At 45.7% G+C, this 15,967-nt stretch carries 17 protein-coding genes; 3 read left to right on the top strand and 14 right to left on the bottom strand.

All coding sequences use genetic code 11. From position 1 onward, the window contains the following. The 6 genes from QUA83_RS05955 to QUA83_RS05930 form a co-directional block, all read right to left on the bottom strand. Positions 1-1,224: an AAA family ATPase gene (locus QUA83_RS05955; protein WP_333292092.1), complete on the bottom strand. Its 1,224-nt coding sequence runs from the start codon at positions 1,222-1,224 to the stop codon at positions 1-3. A 73-nt stretch (positions 1,225-1,297) separates the two neighbouring features. Further along, positions 1,298-2,422: a DNA cytosine methyltransferase gene (locus QUA83_RS05950; protein ID WP_333292091.1), complete on the bottom strand. Its 1,125-nt coding sequence runs from the start codon at positions 2,420-2,422 to the stop codon at positions 1,298-1,300. A 96-nt stretch (positions 2,423-2,518) separates the two neighbouring features. Further along, positions 2,519-3,268 carry a Uma2 family endonuclease gene (locus tag QUA83_RS05945; RefSeq protein ID WP_333292090.1) on the bottom strand — a complete coding sequence of 250 codons (750 nt, stop codon included), beginning with the start codon at positions 3,266-3,268 and terminating at the stop codon, positions 2,519-2,521. A gap of 272 nt (positions 3,269-3,540) precedes the next feature. Further along, the gene (gene hisS, locus QUA83_RS05940) at positions 3,541-4,818 is read right to left on the bottom strand and encodes a histidine--tRNA ligase (RefSeq protein WP_333292089.1); all 1,278 of its coding nucleotides are present in this window, start codon (positions 4,816-4,818) and stop codon (positions 3,541-3,543) included. A 116-nt stretch (positions 4,819-4,934) separates the two neighbouring features. Beyond that, positions 4,935-5,216 (bottom strand): hypothetical protein, encoded by a 282-nt coding sequence (locus tag QUA83_RS05935; protein ID WP_333292137.1) that lies wholly within the window; start codon positions 5,214-5,216, stop codon positions 4,935-4,937. 34 nt (positions 5,217-5,250) lie between these two features. Further along, positions 5,251-5,526, bottom strand: a complete 276-nt coding sequence (locus tag QUA83_RS05930; protein WP_006633901.1) for a photosynthetic electron transport-dependent transcriptional regulator PedR — start codon at positions 5,524-5,526, stop codon at positions 5,251-5,253. A 446-nt stretch (positions 5,527-5,972) separates the two neighbouring features. Between QUA83_RS05930 and QUA83_RS05925 the strand changes: the two genes are divergently transcribed. Further along, on the top strand, positions 5,973-6,950 hold the full coding sequence (locus QUA83_RS05925; protein WP_333292088.1) for a carbohydrate kinase: 978 nt from the start codon (positions 5,973-5,975) through the stop codon (positions 6,948-6,950). A gap of 324 nt (positions 6,951-7,274) precedes the next feature. Here QUA83_RS05925 and QUA83_RS05920 read toward each other — a convergent pair whose 3' ends face one another. From QUA83_RS05920 to QUA83_RS05910, 3 genes are all read right to left on the bottom strand, one after another. Further along, entirely contained in the window at positions 7,275-7,763 is a 489-nt protein-coding gene (locus tag QUA83_RS05920; RefSeq protein ID WP_333292087.1) for a gluconokinase, read from the bottom strand. A 128-nt stretch (positions 7,764-7,891) separates the two neighbouring features. Further along, entirely contained in the window at positions 7,892-8,590 is a 699-nt protein-coding gene (aqpZ, locus tag QUA83_RS05915) for an aquaporin Z (protein ID WP_333292086.1), read from the bottom strand. Between the two features lie 348 nt (positions 8,591-8,938). Then, positions 8,939-9,700, bottom strand: coding sequence for a DNA-binding protein (locus tag QUA83_RS05910; RefSeq protein ID WP_333292085.1), 762 nt, complete (start codon positions 9,698-9,700; stop codon positions 8,939-8,941). Between the two features lie 447 nt (positions 9,701-10,147). Here QUA83_RS05910 and QUA83_RS05905 point away from each other — a divergent pair, with 447 nt between their 5' ends. Together QUA83_RS05905 and QUA83_RS05900 are read left to right on the top strand one after the other, a co-directional pair. After that, complete coding sequence (locus QUA83_RS05905; protein WP_333292084.1) at positions 10,148-10,447, top strand: type II toxin-antitoxin system HigB family toxin; 300 nt, start codon at positions 10,148-10,150, stop codon at positions 10,445-10,447. Then, a complete protein-coding gene (locus QUA83_RS05900; protein ID WP_333154684.1) occupies positions 10,431-10,829 on the top strand; it encodes a transcriptional regulator in 399 nt (132 codons plus the stop codon). The genes QUA83_RS05905 and QUA83_RS05900 overlap by 17 nt, the downstream gene beginning before the upstream one ends. Before the next feature lie 215 nt (positions 10,830-11,044). Here the strand turns inward: QUA83_RS05900 and QUA83_RS05895 are convergent, their stop codons facing one another. The 5 genes from QUA83_RS05895 to QUA83_RS05875 form a co-directional block, all read right to left on the bottom strand. Further along, complete coding sequence (locus QUA83_RS05895; protein WP_333292083.1) at positions 11,045-12,367, bottom strand: 3-isopropylmalate dehydratase large subunit; 1,323 nt, start codon at positions 12,365-12,367, stop codon at positions 11,045-11,047. 299 nt (positions 12,368-12,666) lie between these two features. Beyond that, positions 12,667-13,008, bottom strand: a complete 342-nt coding sequence (locus QUA83_RS05890; RefSeq protein WP_333292082.1) for a hypothetical protein — start codon at positions 13,006-13,008, stop codon at positions 12,667-12,669. Between the two features lie 36 nt (positions 13,009-13,044). Further along, positions 13,045-13,404 carry a DUF2442 domain-containing protein gene (locus QUA83_RS05885; protein ID WP_333292081.1) on the bottom strand — a complete coding sequence of 120 codons (360 nt, stop codon included), beginning with the start codon at positions 13,402-13,404 and terminating at the stop codon, positions 13,045-13,047. Continuing rightward, positions 13,391-13,636, bottom strand: coding sequence for a DUF4160 domain-containing protein (locus QUA83_RS05880; RefSeq protein ID WP_333292080.1), 246 nt, complete (start codon positions 13,634-13,636; stop codon positions 13,391-13,393). The genes QUA83_RS05885 and QUA83_RS05880 overlap by 14 nt, the downstream gene beginning before the upstream one ends. A 175-nt stretch (positions 13,637-13,811) precedes the next feature. Next, positions 13,812-15,956: a peptidase domain-containing ABC transporter gene (locus QUA83_RS05875; protein WP_333292079.1), complete on the bottom strand. Its 2,145-nt coding sequence runs from the start codon at positions 15,954-15,956 to the stop codon at positions 13,812-13,814. Between the last annotated feature and the right edge of the window lie 11 nt (positions 15,957-15,967).

Below are 15,967 nucleotides of genomic sequence, written 5' to 3'. Positions count from 1 at the left end.
TTACTCTACCTCTGTGCTCACAATCCATCGCGGCCAGAAGCGATCGTGTTCTGGTAAAACTCGCAGGAGTTCCTGATGAATTTGCTCCTTAGTTCTGAGGTATTCAGGAAAAGTTTCCATGCTTTCTCCTCGCATGAAAGTATACGCAGCCTCAATCGCTATTTCTGCTTCGCGGGAACGAGCCTGTTTTAACCCAAAAATATCGGAAGTTAGCCACCCAACAGCATCCCCATGTTTTGTCCAAGGAACTTCATTAAGAGTTACATCTTTATCTTGTAACTCAAACAAAAATAATTTATCTTGTTCCTCATCAAATTGAGGCTCGATTGAGGCAAGTAGCAGCGGAGAATGAGTTGTAGCTATGAGCTGAAGTTTCATTTCATTTTCGAGGTTTGTCGCTACTTCTAAGATGGCTGGCAAGATTGATCGTTGCCACTGTGGATGTAAATGAGCTTCAACTTCATCGATTAAAAGAATTATCTTATCCAGAGGTTCTTGTTGCCGCAACTTAGAAGCCATTGTGTGTTCATACCAAGTCCATACTAACAAATAAGCTAATCCTAAAATTCGCTTAATGCCCGCTGATGCGTATATAATCGGAACATTGCCATAGGGAAAATTTAAGGTAGGAATCTCACGCACATCCTCAACAGAAACCCTGATTGGTTCTCCCGGTTCCATCCATTCATCAGCATCGGGAGAAAGTTGTTTAATGACGCGAGATAATAGTTGGAATTGAGATCGGTCTGGTTGACGTTGCCAGTTCACCCAATCATGAATTAGACCATTACAGATAAATTTTCCTTCGGAATTAATCAATCCATTCCAAAGACTATCATAATTGAAGTGATAAGCTGCTAAGCGATTACGGGCAGGATCTAAGACTGAAAATCCATCAACACGGACGTAAATAATTAACCCTTTGAAACTAGAATACTTGCCACTGTCTAACCACTTTTGTTCGGAAAAACTAAACAGACTTCGATATTTATCGGATTTTTTTTGATTGCTTAAACGAGAAGTGATTTCCGGGGAATTGCCCTGTCCCTGCTGTGGCCAAGCTGGACTATCCGCCCATTTTCCAGTTAGTACCCACCAAGCAACATCAAGCAAAAAAGTTTTCCCCAAACCATTGTCGCCAGTAAATAAATTAATGCGATCGGCAAATTCTACATCGAACTGGGGGGCGGTTCCTACTTGTTTTAGATGAAGTTCTTTCAGCATTTTGAATATTAACTCTATCAGCTACATAATTAGCTCACTATTTAGAAATATTGTACTATAAACTACTTGCTGATTATAAAATATTTTCACTTGGTTCTAATTCAGCCCATCTCAATCGTTGTTGAATTGACATACCCTGCAACTTTTTACTCATTTCATATAAATCCTCTTGGGGATAATCCCCCTTAAATAGCGGAATCAAAGACTCCACAATGGCAGCGATTCCCTGCGGTGGCACTGCATTGCCAATCTGCCGCCGCACTTCAGTCGTAGAACCTTCAAAAACAAAATCATCGGGAAATGTTTGCAATCTTGCCCTTTCACGATTTGTCAAAGAACGCGGTTCTAAATAATGATAACCCCAAGTCCCGCCACCTCCACCAGCAATGATTGTCGATGATGGTTTATCTGGATGAATTCGCCGATAAACGTGACTGATCATGCCTTTGACATAGTATGGACTATCCTTGGGAATATCAGAGAAATTGCCTCCCGGTTTAATGCGATTTAAAATTTCAACGGTGCGGGCTTGAATTTTATGATGTTGGTTATTGTCAAGAACTGCTTCCACATTTTTGAGTGCTTCGCCCGCAGTTCGATAAGGATTTTTGCGATTTTGACCGTATTCTGGCTGAGGATGCACAAAGTTAAATCCTGTATCCATCCGAATGCCAACTAATAACACTCTTTGCCGAAATTGCGGAACTCCGTAATCCGCAAAGTTGTAGAGTTTAGGTTTAACTAAGTAGCCGGGAGCGATACTTTCAAAGTCATAAATTATTTGTTTTATTGCTTGATAATTATTGGCACTTAATAAGCCTTTGACGTTTTCTGCTACAAAAGCTTTGGGCTTTTTTTTATTGACAAAATCGAGAAAGTATGTATATAAATTGCCTCTGGTTCCTTCAAGTCCGGGGCGTTTCCAAATTAGGGAGAAATCTTGACAGGGGAACCCTCCTATACATATTTCTGCTTCGGGAACTTGTGCAATGTCTATATTTTCTATGCTGTCGTTGATGATGACATCGGCGATGTTTCTGCTGAAAGTTTTGCAGGCGTATTTATTGGAGTCGATCGCCCAAACTACCTCAAATCCGGCTTGGTGGAATGGCAGATCCATGCCGCCGCAACCAGAAAATAAGGATATGAGTCGCGGTTTTTTTGTCCAGGCGATCGGCTGGAGACGTTCGATTAACATAGGAGTGTAAAGTTACCCAAGGGCGGGCTGGATGCCCCCACCACAAGAGTGTCATCATACCAAAACCCGATCGAACTCGACTCATCAATTGATATTTCACTCTTCATCATCTAACTCGATCCCCGCTTGACGCAATTTTTCTGCCAATCTTTCAGCGCGGAGGCGTTCGCGATCAGCTCGTTCCTCAGACCAAAGCAACAACTTGCCTTCAGGATTCCACCACCTCAACCAACAGCCTGTCCTTCCTTCGTGGGTTCCTTCCCAAATACCTAAAAACAAGTCTAATCCCGGTATCCAATAACGTCCGTTTTCATCAGGTTTTTGCAAGTTGTAGTGCTCTGATTCTAAAGCGTAAACTTCTAAATGAGCTGTTTTGGCTCGGAATATGACGTATCGGGGAACTTTGATTACTTGCTCGTAAAAATACCACTTTCCCACCCGCGAGGTAAATTCAACGGAGTATTCTTCTCCATAGGTTTCTGAAAGAAATTCCATCACGAGTTGAGGGATGGTTCCTTCTGTGTGTGGCGTGTAACTGCGGCGTATTTGAGAGACATTTTTGGGATTGACGGGTTTCACGTACATCCAATCTGGTGCTTTGCAGATAATACGCTGTTCGTCGCTGGTTGAACCTGGGAAACTAATTCCGGCACACAAGGCAAAGTTGGAAACAATTAAGGCATCCTGCATTAATTCAGGAAATCCTGTTAGCGGCTGGCGCAAAGCGGCGGCTAATAATGGTTGGCTTTCGTCTTCCACGGGGTCGTCTGGTAGTTGAAAATCTTCTGGTAGTAGCGGCCAGGTGATTGTCAGTTTTGTTGCTGGGTTTTTAGTTGCTACAGACATAGTTTATCAGAGGTTAAATGTTTTAATGTTTAAATTATATCTTTTGGTTTTTGGGATTAATGTTAATGGCTTAATGACGACGCAGAGGCTTTGGATCTGCGTTACCGGGCAGAGCCAATTAGTAACGACTTAAGCCGACATTCCGCCAGGGGTTTCAACCCCTGGCTAATAGCTAAAGTCCTCTTCAGAGGACTGAGAAGAAGACTGTTAAAATAATTAGTCCTCTTCAGAGGACTTTAGCTTTGAGGCAGGGAATTCATTCCCTGCCGGACTTAATATGCAGCTATGATTTTCTGCTGTAGTTCGCTGGTCATTGCTAGTAGTTCCGATTGCCCGATCGCACTTTGTTCACCACTCGCCAACCACTTCAATTGTACCGTCTCGTTTTCAGCTTCCGCATCTCCCAAAACTAAACACGCAACTGCACCGCTTCTGTCGGCTCTTTTAAACTGTTTCCCGAAAGCACTGCCACTCAAATCTATCTCTACACTAAACCCCGCACTTCGCAATTTTTGAGCTAACAATACCGATTGCTGTTCTGCTTTTTCGCCCCTGGATACCAAATAAAAATCTAACTTTGGCACGGGCAAAGGTTGCAACTTTTGCAGCAGGATAATCAACCTTTCGATACCCATTGCCCAACCGACTGCCGCCGTATCTGGGCCGCCCAATTCCTTGACTAAACCGTCGTATCTGCCGCCCCCGCAAACTGTTGCTTGCGCTCCCAAATCATCGGATATAATTTCAAAAGCGGTATAGGTATAGTAATCTAAACCGCGCACTAATCGGGGATTTAACTGATAGGTGATTCCTAAGTTTGTGAGCATAAGCTGCACTTGCTCGAAGTGCGATCGCGATTCCTCTCCCAAATATTCTAAAATGCTAGGCGCACCAGCTACAATTTCTTGAGTACGCTGATTTTTGCTGTCCAATATCCGCAGCGGGTTTCGAGTCAAGCGATCTTGAGAATCGGCGTCTAATTCTGATTTGTACGGTGTAAAATAATCTATTAATGCTTGCCGATAATTTTGTCGGTCTTCCTTATTTCCGACAGAATTAATATCGAGGCGCAAATTTTTTAAACCGAGAGTTTGCAGGATATCGCAGGCGATCGCAATTACCTCGACATCCGCACGAGGATTCGCACTCCCCAAGACTTCCACGCCAATTTGATTAAACTGCCGCTGTCTTCCTTCTTGCGCGCGTTCGTAGCGAAACATCGGCCCCGCATACCACAGACGCTGCACGTCACCAGCCGCGTACAAACTGTTTTGAATAAAAGCTCGGACTACTCCGGCGGTGCCTTCTGGACGCAAAGTAGTCGATCGATCGCCTTTATCCTTAAAAGTGTACATTTCTTTGCCTACAACATCGGTAGCTTCGCCGATGCCGCGTTCAAATAAAGATGTCTGTTCAAAAATTGGCGTCCGAATTTCTCGATAAGCCGCTTTTTTCAAAATTGTTCTAGCGACTTCTTCTATATTTTGCCAATATTGAATTTCAGCGGGCAAAATATCCCGCGTTCCCGGTAAAGTTTTAATTGCACTCATTTTGTTAGTCAGTTGTCAGTTGGCAGTTGTCATTAGTAATTAGTCATTAGTTATTAGTTATTAGTTATTAGTCAACAGTTAACAGTCAACAGTCAACAGCTAACAATTCCCAATAACTAATGACTTAATAATTCCCAGGCTCCGTAACGATCGCCATAATAAGCCAAAATGCGATCGACCCGCTGGCGACCTGCCAAATCGAACCCTTCAGGATACAGTATCCACAAACCCCCAACTTGGCTGTCGTAGTAATCAAACCGCTGCGACTGCTGCGGAATTAAACCGGTTTGCACCCCTTCAACTTGACGCAAATGGATTGCCACTTCGCGATACACCGCCAGTGGCAATCCAGGGCATTGAATTTGATAGCGGAGTTGTTTTTCTTGTGCCGTTTGCATCATTTCTTTGCTTGTCCCCAACCAAAATCCCTACTTAAGATACTTCTTTATCGATCGGCCGCGGTAGAGGACAGCAGTTAATATTGTCCAAACATACCTTTCCCCACTGCAACGCCCAGCGTACAAGCGTAACTCGATTGTCAGCGCGCGTCTTGTTCAAGATATTGCTAATGTGGTTGTCAACTGTACGCTTGCTAATCTCTAACTTTTCGGCGATTTTCTCATTAGTCAATCCCGCTGCTACTAACTCTACCACTTGCAATTCTCTGTCCGAAAGGGTGACAGGGGTCCCAGAGACAATCCCACTCATAAATTTTTCCTATGTCTGCATATTTACCTATCTACAATTCTAAAGGATGAGGGATCGAGTATGAAGAGAAAATTAAATTTGCTGTGCTACTCTTTCGGGCCCGAAGCAGCAACTCGCTTGTAGAATGGCCAGGAGTGCAAACCCAGGGCGCAGACGGCAAGACGCGCAGCCACTTGCACTCCTTGTGCGTCGGGTGGCGGATGCTGTCTTTACCTACGCCCATCTGACATCCGGGCCCCACCTGCAGATGTTTGCGCGTAAAACAACTAAATGATAAGCCCACACTATATTTCAGGCTTTAGGGAGTAACTGCCAATATCAGTAAGTCTGATATTATAGGAGCAGCCATAAAAAAATAGCTTGCAATTTTTCTGGGATGGGTTAAAAATCATTATTAACCTGTCTACTGCTGGTCTAAAATCTCAAATCTAAAATCTCAAATTTCTATGACTTATCCTCGCGTTCTGTGTCTGGGTGAAGTTTTATTTGATTGTTTAGCAGACAAACCAGGAGTATCTCTCGAAGAGGTAGAATCTTGGACGGCATATCCCGGCGGTGCTCCTGCTAATGTTGCCTGTGCTTTGGTTAAATTGGGGACGGCGGCGGGATTTATCGGGGCTGTAGGTGGGGATGAATTGGGGAATTCCCTAGTGCAGGTATTGCAAGAAGTAGGGGTTGATATTGCTGGAGTGCAGCGACATCCAAGTGCGCCGACGCGGCAAGTTTATGTCTTGCGGAATGAAGCGGGCGATCGAAATTTTGCCGGTTTTGGCAAATTTGATACTGCGGATTTTGCAGACACCCGCCTCCTCGCTGCACAACTACCCGAAGTGCTGTTTGAAAATGCCGAATATTTAGTGCTAGGCACTTTAGAATTAGCTTATCCTGAAAGTCGAGAGGCGATCGCCCGAGCGATCGAACTAGCAGAACACTATGACGTTAAAATTATACTTGACATCAATTGGCGTCCCGTGTTTTGGCAAAATCCAGACGAAGCAAAAGCGCGCATTAGAAAACTTTTAAAAAAAGTTGATTTTGTCAAGTTATCTGAGGAAGAAGCTGAATGGTTGTTTGCAACTACCGACGCTGGAGCTATTACCTACCGCCTCGATTCTGTAGAAGGCGTTTTGGTGACTGCGGGCGAGAAAGGTTGCGCTTATTGTATCTCGGAAAATGAAGGAAAAATACCCGCATTTAAAGTAGATGTTGAGGATACAACAGGTGCAGGCGACGCATTTCTGGCTGGTTTTGTGCGGCAGTTGTGCAAGCATGGAATTAAGAATTTAGCCGATCCCAAAATGGCCCAAACAATTGTAACTTATGCCAGTGCGGTAGGTGCGATGACAGCGATGAAACCCGGGGCAATTAGATCTCAACCTACTGCGGCTGAAGTAGAAGCTTTCTTATATTTGTACAAAAATTAGCGCCGCAAACCTATCAGCCTGGATACGGAGAGGGGGCTAAATTTGGTTCAGAAACTCGGTTTATCAGAAAAAAATAACTCTTATACTAAATCCGCCTTAAAAAACCTCAATCCGGCTTTTTGAAATCCATACTATATAGCAATCCTTGCAGGAGTCGTAAATTTTTTACCCCAGCGCAACCCTCCCCGAATCCGCTCGATGGGGAGTAAGAAATTCACAAATGATGCGAGGATTGCTATACAAACTCTCCTTCTAGCTGAGAGAAACTAAGAAATCAAGGGGTATTGAAGCCAGATTTGGTATCAGAGGTTGTATTGTGGGCAATTAACCGCACATCAGATGAATTCTAATTTGGCGCAAGATTAACTCTAACGGCTGCGAAGCATCTATGATAATTGCATCTTCTGGTTCTTCGAGACTGTCTAACTGACTTAACAGCAAGTCTGCTTTCATGTAGTGATTTTCGCGATTTTTTAACCTTGTGTCTAATAGCTGAAAAGAACATTTTAGATAAACTATCTTCATTCGCTTTGGGTCTCGGTAGAGCATTTCGCGGTAAGATGTTTTTAAAGCTGAACAAGCCAAAACCACATTTTTATTTTCTAACAGCCACCTGTCTATTGTACCTTGCAATTGTAATAGCCAAGGAAGGCGATCCGCATCTTCTAAAGGAATGCCCCGACTCATTTTATCGATATTAGCTGATGGGTGAAAATCGTCAGCATCCCTGAAATCCCAGTTGAGAGATTGCGCCAGCAACTTGCCAACAGTAGTTTTGCCAGAACCTGAGACTCCCATCACGATCGTAATCATGGCACCTATTTACCGAATACTTGCAATTTTATCAAGTTGTGCGATCGACAAACCGGGTTTCTTAAGTTGCCGGGTGAATTCTACCACCCTAAAAAATTCAATAAACCCGGTTCATTTTTGATTCTTGATCAAACTTCTTCCAGAGTGGGTTTAATGAGATTATAAGCCAAAACGCCAATAATTCCACCAATCACTGGGAAGACAATAAACGCCCACAACTGTTGGATGGCCCATCCGCCTTGAAAAATTGCCACACCGATACTTCTAGCTGGGTTAACCGAAGTATTGGTTACGGGAATTCCGACTAAGTGAATCAACACCAGCATCAAGCCGATGGGAATTCCGCCCAAACCGACGGGATAATTGGGATGGGTAGTACCCATGATTGTAAATAACAGAAAAGCAGTTAGTACAATTTCCGTCAAAGCTGCTGCCAAAAGTCCGTAACCAGTGGGAGAATGTTCTCCAAAACCGTTAGACGCAAATCCAGAAGCAGCCGCATCAAAACCCGGTTTTCCTGATGCTATCATATACAAAACAAGACCGCCTAAAATTCCCCCTACAATCTGACCTCCTATATAATAAGGAAGCAAAACAGCATCGATCAGTTTGGCAACTACTAAACCGATGCTTACCGCCGGATTAATGTGGCATCCAGAGATAGGCCCGATCGTATAAGCCATGATTAAGAGGGATAGACCAAAGGCGATCGAAACTCCCAAAAAGCCGATTTTGTCTCCAGCTAAAACCGCACTGCCACATCCACCTAATACCAACACAAAAGTACCAAAAGCTTCAGCAACCCCAATCTTTATTTTTTTGTTCATACTCACAATTATCTGAAGTTTCTAATCGGTAAATTTCACACCCATACGAATTCTAAATATAAAAAATAGAACTCGAATTAGTTTCATTTAGCGCAACAATACTAATGAAAATCCTTACCAGCGTATAGCTCTAATGATTTTCATAAATTGTATGAGCTTAACTAAGAATGCGGAATTTAGAATCGATAAATTAGCTCAAACATACTCTATTATGTAAAAAATGTCAACAGCTAGCTAATTATTCGTCTAAATTGTGCAATTTTCTGTATTCGATCTGTATTCGATTCACAATAATTAACTTGACTTTTTTCCTAATTCTGCGATCGTAATTTTACTTATTGTTACTGATTATCCGATCGCACTCGCAGCTAAAATATCACTGCTAATCGGCTGGTACATCGGGCTTTTGAAGGGGCGAAAGCCTTGCTGGCAATCGGCAGTCATCTTGCACAGCAAGCGGAACTGTAGCGGCGTTGGGGGTTGATTGACGCGATCAACTTCTACGCAAACCAATTCTGGATGCTGCGAAATAATTTCAAAAATATCATCCACAAGATAGCGCTGACAATAGCCGACAATCCAGTGATCTTTAGTACACAGAAGCAAACGGGAAGCGCGCGAATTTTGAAATTCGTGGGCTAAATACAAAAGTTCGCCCACTTGAAGCCGATTAATCCGTTCAATTGCCGACTTTGAAAGGTATCGCAGTCCATCTGCAAAAAAATGGATAAAGTAACGTCCATTTTCATCTGGTTCGGGACAAGGGAACACCTCAAATTTATCAGTTGCCCGTTTGCCTCCGCTGCGCGCCAATAAAGCAATTGGGTCATGTTCGTGTTCAGGGATATTCAACCATTGTACAAATTCAGGGTAGTCAGGGCGCGATCGGGCCATCACTCGATTAGAAAACAACGAAAACAGTTTCTGTGAAGTGTAAACATTATTGAAATTCGGGAAAGATGGCAAAGGCAGAAACCCGCACTTAAGTTTCGCTTCTAGAACACCATTTGTATAATTGAACTGGTATTCTTTACCGTTAAATGTCAATCGACCAATCGGAAACCAAGAACCGCTGTCCGGGCTTTGCCAAGCCAAAAATAGTGTTTTCAAAGTAAATCTCCTGTCAATTCAAGTAGGGTGAACAGTGCGTACTGCACAAACACAACTCACCCACACGGCTTAAAAAATGTTTACCCGATCGACCCTTGACATTTTCCTCTCAAAATGAGAGTGTAAGTATACAAACAGAACTTATACCAAATCCGAGTTTACCACCCCTGTTATAAATATTCCGTCATTGCGAGCGAAGCGAACCAATCGCTTCCCTCTCTGCGATTGCTTTGCTTCGCTCGCAATGACAATAAAGGGGATGCCTAACCAACCCGGATTTGGTATGACGCTACATAACCGAACTTTTACATCACCTGTAGAGTTCTGGTGGACAGCGATCGCTCTCTAGATAAAATCTGTGAGTAAGTCCTGCATAAAGTGATGAAATAAGCCACGTTAGCGAGGGGAAAGAGATGCAGTACAAAACGACCAAAAAACTAAAAACAAATGCACCTAATTTCGCTCCGCCACCTCCGCAATGATGCTGCTAAGTACCCGGATGTCAAAAACCAAATTGAGATTTGGAAAGAAACTGTCAACAAAGCGGAATGGCAGAATTTGGAGGATGTTCGCAAAATTTATCGGGATGCCGAAGCAGTAGGAAACTTTACCGTCTTTAATATCAAAGGCAACGACTATCGCCTGATTGTTGGGATTAACTATGACAACCAAACTGTTTTCTACAAATATTTCCTAACCCACTCTGAATACGACAAAGAAAAATGGAGAAATGACCCTTACTTTTGACAGAACGACTTACAGCAACTTGCTCGCAGAAATTGCTCCCAAGGCGATCGAAACTGAAGAAGAATACGATCGCCTCCTGGCAGTTGCAGAAAGGCTAACATTTGCTAAAAACCTCACTCCAGAGGAGAAAGTTTTATACAAGTTGTTAGTCACTTTGATAGAAGTTTACGAGACAGAAAACTATCCGATAGACAAATCCGAACCTCATGAGATTTTGCAACATATCATGGAATCCAGCGGCACCCGCCAAGCAGACTTGGTAGGTATCATTGGATCTAGCGGGGTAGTATCTGAAGTTGTGAACGGCAAGCGATCCATTAGCAAAGCACAAGCTAAGGCTCTCGGCGATTATTTTCAAATCTCACCTAGCTTGTTCATTTAATTTAAGATGAATCGATCGGTTACGATCTAATTCCATGTCTTGTAGGGGCGGCTTGGGCGACAATAATCGCCTAGAATCGACAATACAATAAACCCGCGCCCGCCCCGATCGATACTAATCGATCAAACATAATATAAGGTGCGTCATATCCCAAACCCTCGATAAATTCTAGAGGGAAAGTCTGACGCACCCTACAACTGGTAAAAAGCAACTATCTAACACAGGAACTCGCGTGGATCTGTGACGTGCCCAGTCAGGGCAGAAGCCGCGGCCGTGTAAGGCGACGCTAGATAAACTTGCGCTTCTTTATTTCCCATGCGGCCGGGGAAATTGCGGTTAGTTGTAGACACGCAAATTTCGGGTTCATTCATCCGCCCGAAAGTATCTTTCGGGCCGCCCAAACAAGCGGCGCAAGAAGGCGCGGCGGGTTCGATGCAGCCTGCTGCTAAGAAGATTTCCGAAAGTGTTTGACCCTCGTATTTTGTGACAAACAAATCTTCGTAAACTTTCTGAGTTGCTGGTACTAAATAAGTCGGAACTTTGACTTGATTTCCTTTCAGAATGCGGGCCGCATTCAGGAAGTCGGATGTTTTGCCGCCGGTGCAGGAACCGATGTAAACTCGATCGATCTTGACATCGCGGCAGTTGCGGGCTAAGTCGCGGTTGTCGGGAGAGTGCGGTTTGGCGACGACTGGTTCTAATTGGGTGACATCGTAGGTGCGATCGCTATAAAATTTAGCATCCCCATCGCTGTAAAATGAATCGAAGGGTTTGTCAGTCCGCGAAGTAACGTAATCAAACGTAGTTTTGTCGGGCGCAACTGTGCCGTTTTTACCGCCAGCTTCAATCACCATATTGCACAGCGTCATCCGTTCTTCCATCGTCAAACGCTCAACTGTATCGCCGGCAAATTCCATTGTCCGGTAGTTAGCACCAGCCACGCTAATATCACCAATAATCTGCAAAATTAGGTCTTTTGCTAACAAATAATCCGGCAGTTCACCGTTGAAAACAAAGCGCATGGTTGCGGGAACTTTGATTAACAGTTTGCCGGTTCCCATGATAAAAGCCGCGTCTGTATTGCCGATACCGGTGGCAAATTGTCCGAAAGCGCCGGCATTGCAGGTGTGGGAATCGGTGCCGAAGAGCACTTCGCCCGGTCGGGTGTGACCTTCTTGTGCTAAGGCGATGTGGCAAACTCCTTTGTAGTCGGGATTTGCTTTGAAGTCTGATCGATCCGTGATGTCGTAAAAGTATTTTATCCCTTGTTCTTTGGCAAAATCGCGGAGAATATCGACGTTGCGGTTAGCGCGTTCGTCGTTGGTGAAAATGTAGTGGTCGGGAATGAGGACGATTTTGTCTGGGTTCCAGACTTTAGCATTCTCACCGAATTCGCGTTTGAAAACGCCGATGGTGCCGGGCCCGCAGACATCGTGGGTCATCAACACGTCTGTTTCTACCCAAATATTTTCTCCGGGCTCAACTTTAGTACGGCCTGATGCTTTGGCTAAGATTTTTTCGGTCAGGGTCATTCCCATAGTGCGATCGCTCTTTTTTGTTAGATGCTACAAGTGTATTGTTATTGTACGAAACATCGCTCGATACTGACAGAAACTTTATAAAGTAAACATTACTTTCATACCCAGCAGTGACCAAAGCACGACGCAAACTGTAAATGCCTTCACAAACAGTGACCCGGCCTTCGCTAGCTATCCGATCTGGTTAAAATAGCTTTTGTTGTAGGCGATCGACCTTAAGAAACAATAAATTATTTTTGAAACTTAGGATTACAAACCTCTAAGTTATTGTTTCTAATTTTTTCATTACTTAAGATAGATTAAGCTCTGATCGCTTGGTGCTGAGAGTAAATTCCTTCTATCAGCAAGTCGCGCAATTCATCAGCAATGTCGGCGGGAGGATTGCCCGCCAGGGCGCGTCCGATTAACCTTTCTGCTTCCCGGAGTTGGGCGCACTCGATCGCAAGTACGGCGGCGCTTCGATGCAGTACGGAACGAGTCGGTTCAAAATCCCATTCGTTGGCGACTAAATCCGCTGCGGCGCGTTCTTTTGCCAAGGCGGCTTTGGTAAATGCAATCACTTGATCGATATCGCCGCACTGACGGGCGAGAAGGGCTCGATCGACCAGTTCCATTGCTTCGCGGTGAAGGGCTTCTACCATTTTGTCCTCGGTTAAGCTGCTTTGAGGGAAACCGGGCTAGGCAACAATTTGTTGCTGGTGGAGTTGTTCCATCCAGGTTTTAGTGCCGTAAATGCCTCGGAGGAGGGATGGGACTGTTAAATCGACATCGAGGGTTTCCCAATGTAAGCCGATACCGGACGGTGTAACTTCGACGGCGGCGAGGTCATCTGCGGAGGCGTTGGCTAGCCCTTGTCCCAGGTGATGGGGGAACATGAAGGTGGAACCATCTTTGAGGTGAATGACGATATTGCCGGAGGTGCGATCGTAGTAGGCCCAACGGGCGCGGGGTTCGGTAGCATTGGCAAGGATGGCGGCAGCTTCGGCGCGATCGAGTTGTTCTTTAAGTGCTGCTTCTGTGAATTCAAGGTTCTCCATGAATTTGTCTCCATGCTTCTAATAGCTCGTTTTGATGAGCAGTCACCAGTTCTAGTGCTTTGACAGCATCGCCTCGCTTACCGTTTAATTGAATAATTTGCGGGGGATTTGCTGAACTGCCTAGATCGATTTTAACTTCACTGTCGGCATTTATGACATGAACGTGAGCTGGGAGATGGTCGTCAAAATAAATTACGACTCTGAAGCCATTTTTTCTGAGGATGCTGGGCATTCGTTATCGGAAATGCGGGTTGTCAAACATTATGCCTGAAAGGGGATAACTTTGGTTAGTTGGGAGCATTTTGCGTGTTACGATCCGAGCAGAAGATGGAAGATAATGGTGCGGTTCAATGACACAAGTTCTCGATTTCTCGATTGCTCAACCCTCGAACAGCGAGTAGTGCTTTCTAAGGATATAAAAAATCTAAATGTTCCCCCGGAATTTTGCTCAAATCTTGAGGAGTTCCTGTTAGTTTTAGTTCACCCCGATCGAGCAGTACAATCAAATCGGCGCGCTGAATGACGCGGGGACGGTGGCTGATTAAAATTGTGGTTTTGCCCTGACGATAAGCCAGCAGTCGATCGAGCACTTCAGTTTCTGTTGCCGGATCGAGGGATCCAGTAGATTCATCTAAAATCAAGACAGGCGGGTCGGTGACAAGGGCGCGGGCGATCGCCAATCTTTGCCTTTGTCCCCCAGAAAGATTCGCGCCAAACTCGCCCAAAACAGTCTGATACGTGTCGGGAAGTCCGCTGACAAAATCGTCGGCACCGGCAATTTGGCAAGCTTTTACTATTTGTTCTAAAGTCGCGCTAGGGTAACAAAAGCGAAAATTCTCGACAATCGATCGGCTCCAAAAGTGAGCTTCCTGCGGCACGAGCACGACTTGTTCGCGCAGGCATTCTAGGGACAAATCGGATTGATTGTACTGTCCGAAGCGGATATTGCCGGATTGCAGCGCATACAAACCGGCAAGCAGTTTTGCCAGCGTACTTTTGCCGCAGCCGGATTTGCCAATCAAAGCTGTCACCTTGCCGCCGGGAATCGTTAGGGAAAAGTCTTTCAGCAAATCCACGCGACCGATGTGGTGGAAGTTGAGGTTTTTGCAAGTAATATCGGCATCAGCGGGAATGTCGGCACGATCGCGCGGGGCGTTGTCCCCCATTTCTGGCGCGGTGTCGATGATGTCGCCGAGACGCTGGGTAGCAGTTTGAGCGCGGGCGAACTCGTCCGTCAAGTTGATGGCGGTGCTAATTAGGGCGGTAAAGTTGCGGTTCATGCCGTTGAATGCCAGCAGTTGACCGACGGTGAGTTCTTGGCGAATTACCAGAATGCTGCCAAAACAGAGGACGGCAAGGGAACCGACGCCGGAGGCCAGGGTAGAGAAGACGCTGTTGAGGATGCTGATTTGTAACAAGCGGAAGGTGGCATTTGCCAGATGACCGAAGCGACTTTGCACTTCTTCCCAAGCTTGAGGCGCCGCATTGTTGGTTTTTAAAGTCAAGGCGCCTTTGAAATTCTCAACTAACAGGCCTTGGTTTTCCGCATCTGTGACCAAAACATCGCGGGTTTTCTGTTGCAGCGCGGGCAGGAAGATTAGGGCTGACAGAGTTGTGAAAAACGAGACGGCGACGGCAGCGACAGTCAGTTTCCAGCTATAGACCAACATAAATCCCAGGGATACTAGGGCGATAAAGAATTGGCTAGGCAGGCTGGTTACTACCTGGGAAACTAGGAGATTGATTTCCCGGATGTCCCGCAGGCGGCTGACGATTTCGCCGCTGCGGTGCGATTCGTAGTAGCTGAGGGGAAGTCGCAGGATTTGGCGACCGAATTCGAGTGCGAGTCCTAGTTCCAAACGTTGAGCTAAGTGAGCCACTAGATTGGCCTGAACTAGGCTTAGCAGGCTGCTGAAGAGGATTGTGGCGGCGGTGGCGATCGCGATCGTAATTAGCAGTTCCGTGTCTCTCCGCACCAATACGTCGTCGGTGAGTACCTGAATCAGCAGCGGGAATGCTAGAGAAAGCAGGCCGATCGCCATGTTCAGCGGCAAAACTTCGGCAACTAAGCCGCGGTAGTGCCAGACGCGCTGCAAAAAGCGCCCAAATCCCCCTATGCGGTCATTTGGCAGTGCGTAAAAACGGTTCTCGTCCGGCACCAGCAGCAGCATCACCCCATTGTTCCAAGACTCTGTGAGTGCGTCGCGGGTGAGGTAGCGCAGGCCTGCACCGGGATCGGCAACTACATACTTTTTGCCCCGGCGGCCGTAGAGGACAACCCAGTGAACGCCTTTCCAGTGAATGATCGCGGGCAGCGGGGCTTCGTTGAGGCGATCGATTAACTGGGGCGTGGCTTTGACGGAACGGGCGTTAAATCCCAAAGCTTCTGCCCCGCGGCGCAATCCCAGCAGCGTTGTACCCAATTGTCCGGTACCGACGGCTTCGCGGACGCGGTTCATGGCCAATGTGCGCCCGCAGGATTTGGCAACGGTGGCGAGACAGGCGGCGCCGCAGTCTTCTTCGCTGTGTTGGAGAACGATCGGATATTTCATAACAAGTTAGA

This window comes from Microcoleus sp. K1-B1 (genome assembly GCF_036704705.1).
Lineage (GTDB): Bacteria > Cyanobacteriota > Cyanobacteriia > Cyanobacteriales > Microcoleaceae > Microcoleus.
The sequence above is the reverse complement of the archived record's forward strand: the minus strand, read 5'-3'. Positions and strand labels throughout refer to the sequence as shown.

Bases quoted from the DNA above. Each gene is read 5' to 3' on its own strand.
- QUA83_RS05935 (WP_333292137.1), bottom strand. From the start codon at position 5,216: ATGCAAACGGCACAAGAAAAACAACTCCGCTATCAAATTCAATGCCCT.
- QUA83_RS05900 (WP_333154684.1), top strand. From the start codon at position 10,431: ATGACCCTTACTTTTGACAGAACGACTTACAGCAACTTGCTCGCAGAA.
- QUA83_RS05925 (WP_333292088.1), top strand. From the start codon at position 5,973: ATGACTTATCCTCGCGTTCTGTGTCTGGGTGAAGTTTTATTTGATTGT.
- QUA83_RS05905 (WP_333292084.1), top strand. From the start codon at position 10,148: ATGCACCTAATTTCGCTCCGCCACCTCCGCAATGATGCTGCTAAGTAC.
- QUA83_RS05950 (WP_333292091.1), bottom strand. From the start codon at position 2,422: ATGTTAATCGAACGTCTCCAGCCGATCGCCTGGACAAAAAAACCGCGA.
- QUA83_RS05885 (WP_333292081.1), bottom strand. From the start codon at position 13,404: ATGGAGAACCTTGAATTCACAGAAGCAGCACTTAAAGAACAACTCGAT.
- QUA83_RS05955 (WP_333292092.1), bottom strand. From the start codon at position 1,224: ATGCTGAAAGAACTTCATCTAAAACAAGTAGGAACCGCCCCCCAGTTC.
- QUA83_RS05875 (WP_333292079.1), bottom strand. From the start codon at position 15,956: ATGAAATATCCGATCGTTCTCCAACACAGCGAAGAAGACTGCGGCGCC.
- hisS (WP_333292089.1), bottom strand. From the start codon at position 4,818: ATGAGTGCAATTAAAACTTTACCGGGAACGCGGGATATTTTGCCCGCT.
- QUA83_RS05895 (WP_333292083.1), bottom strand. From the start codon at position 12,367: ATGGGAATGACCCTGACCGAAAAAATCTTAGCCAAAGCATCAGGCCGT.
- QUA83_RS05890 (WP_333292082.1), bottom strand. From the start codon at position 13,008: ATGGTAGAAGCCCTTCACCGCGAAGCAATGGAACTGGTCGATCGAGCC.
- QUA83_RS05880 (WP_333292080.1), bottom strand. From the start codon at position 13,636: ATGCCCAGCATCCTCAGAAAAAATGGCTTCAGAGTCGTAATTTATTTT.
- QUA83_RS05945 (WP_333292090.1), bottom strand. From the start codon at position 3,268: ATGTCTGTAGCAACTAAAAACCCAGCAACAAAACTGACAATCACCTGG.
- QUA83_RS05930 (WP_006633901.1), bottom strand. From the start codon at position 5,526: ATGAGTGGGATTGTCTCTGGGACCCCTGTCACCCTTTCGGACAGAGAA.
- aqpZ (WP_333292086.1), bottom strand. From the start codon at position 8,590: ATGAACAAAAAAATAAAGATTGGGGTTGCTGAAGCTTTTGGTACTTTT.
- QUA83_RS05920 (WP_333292087.1), bottom strand. From the start codon at position 7,763: ATGATTACGATCGTGATGGGAGTCTCAGGTTCTGGCAAAACTACTGTT.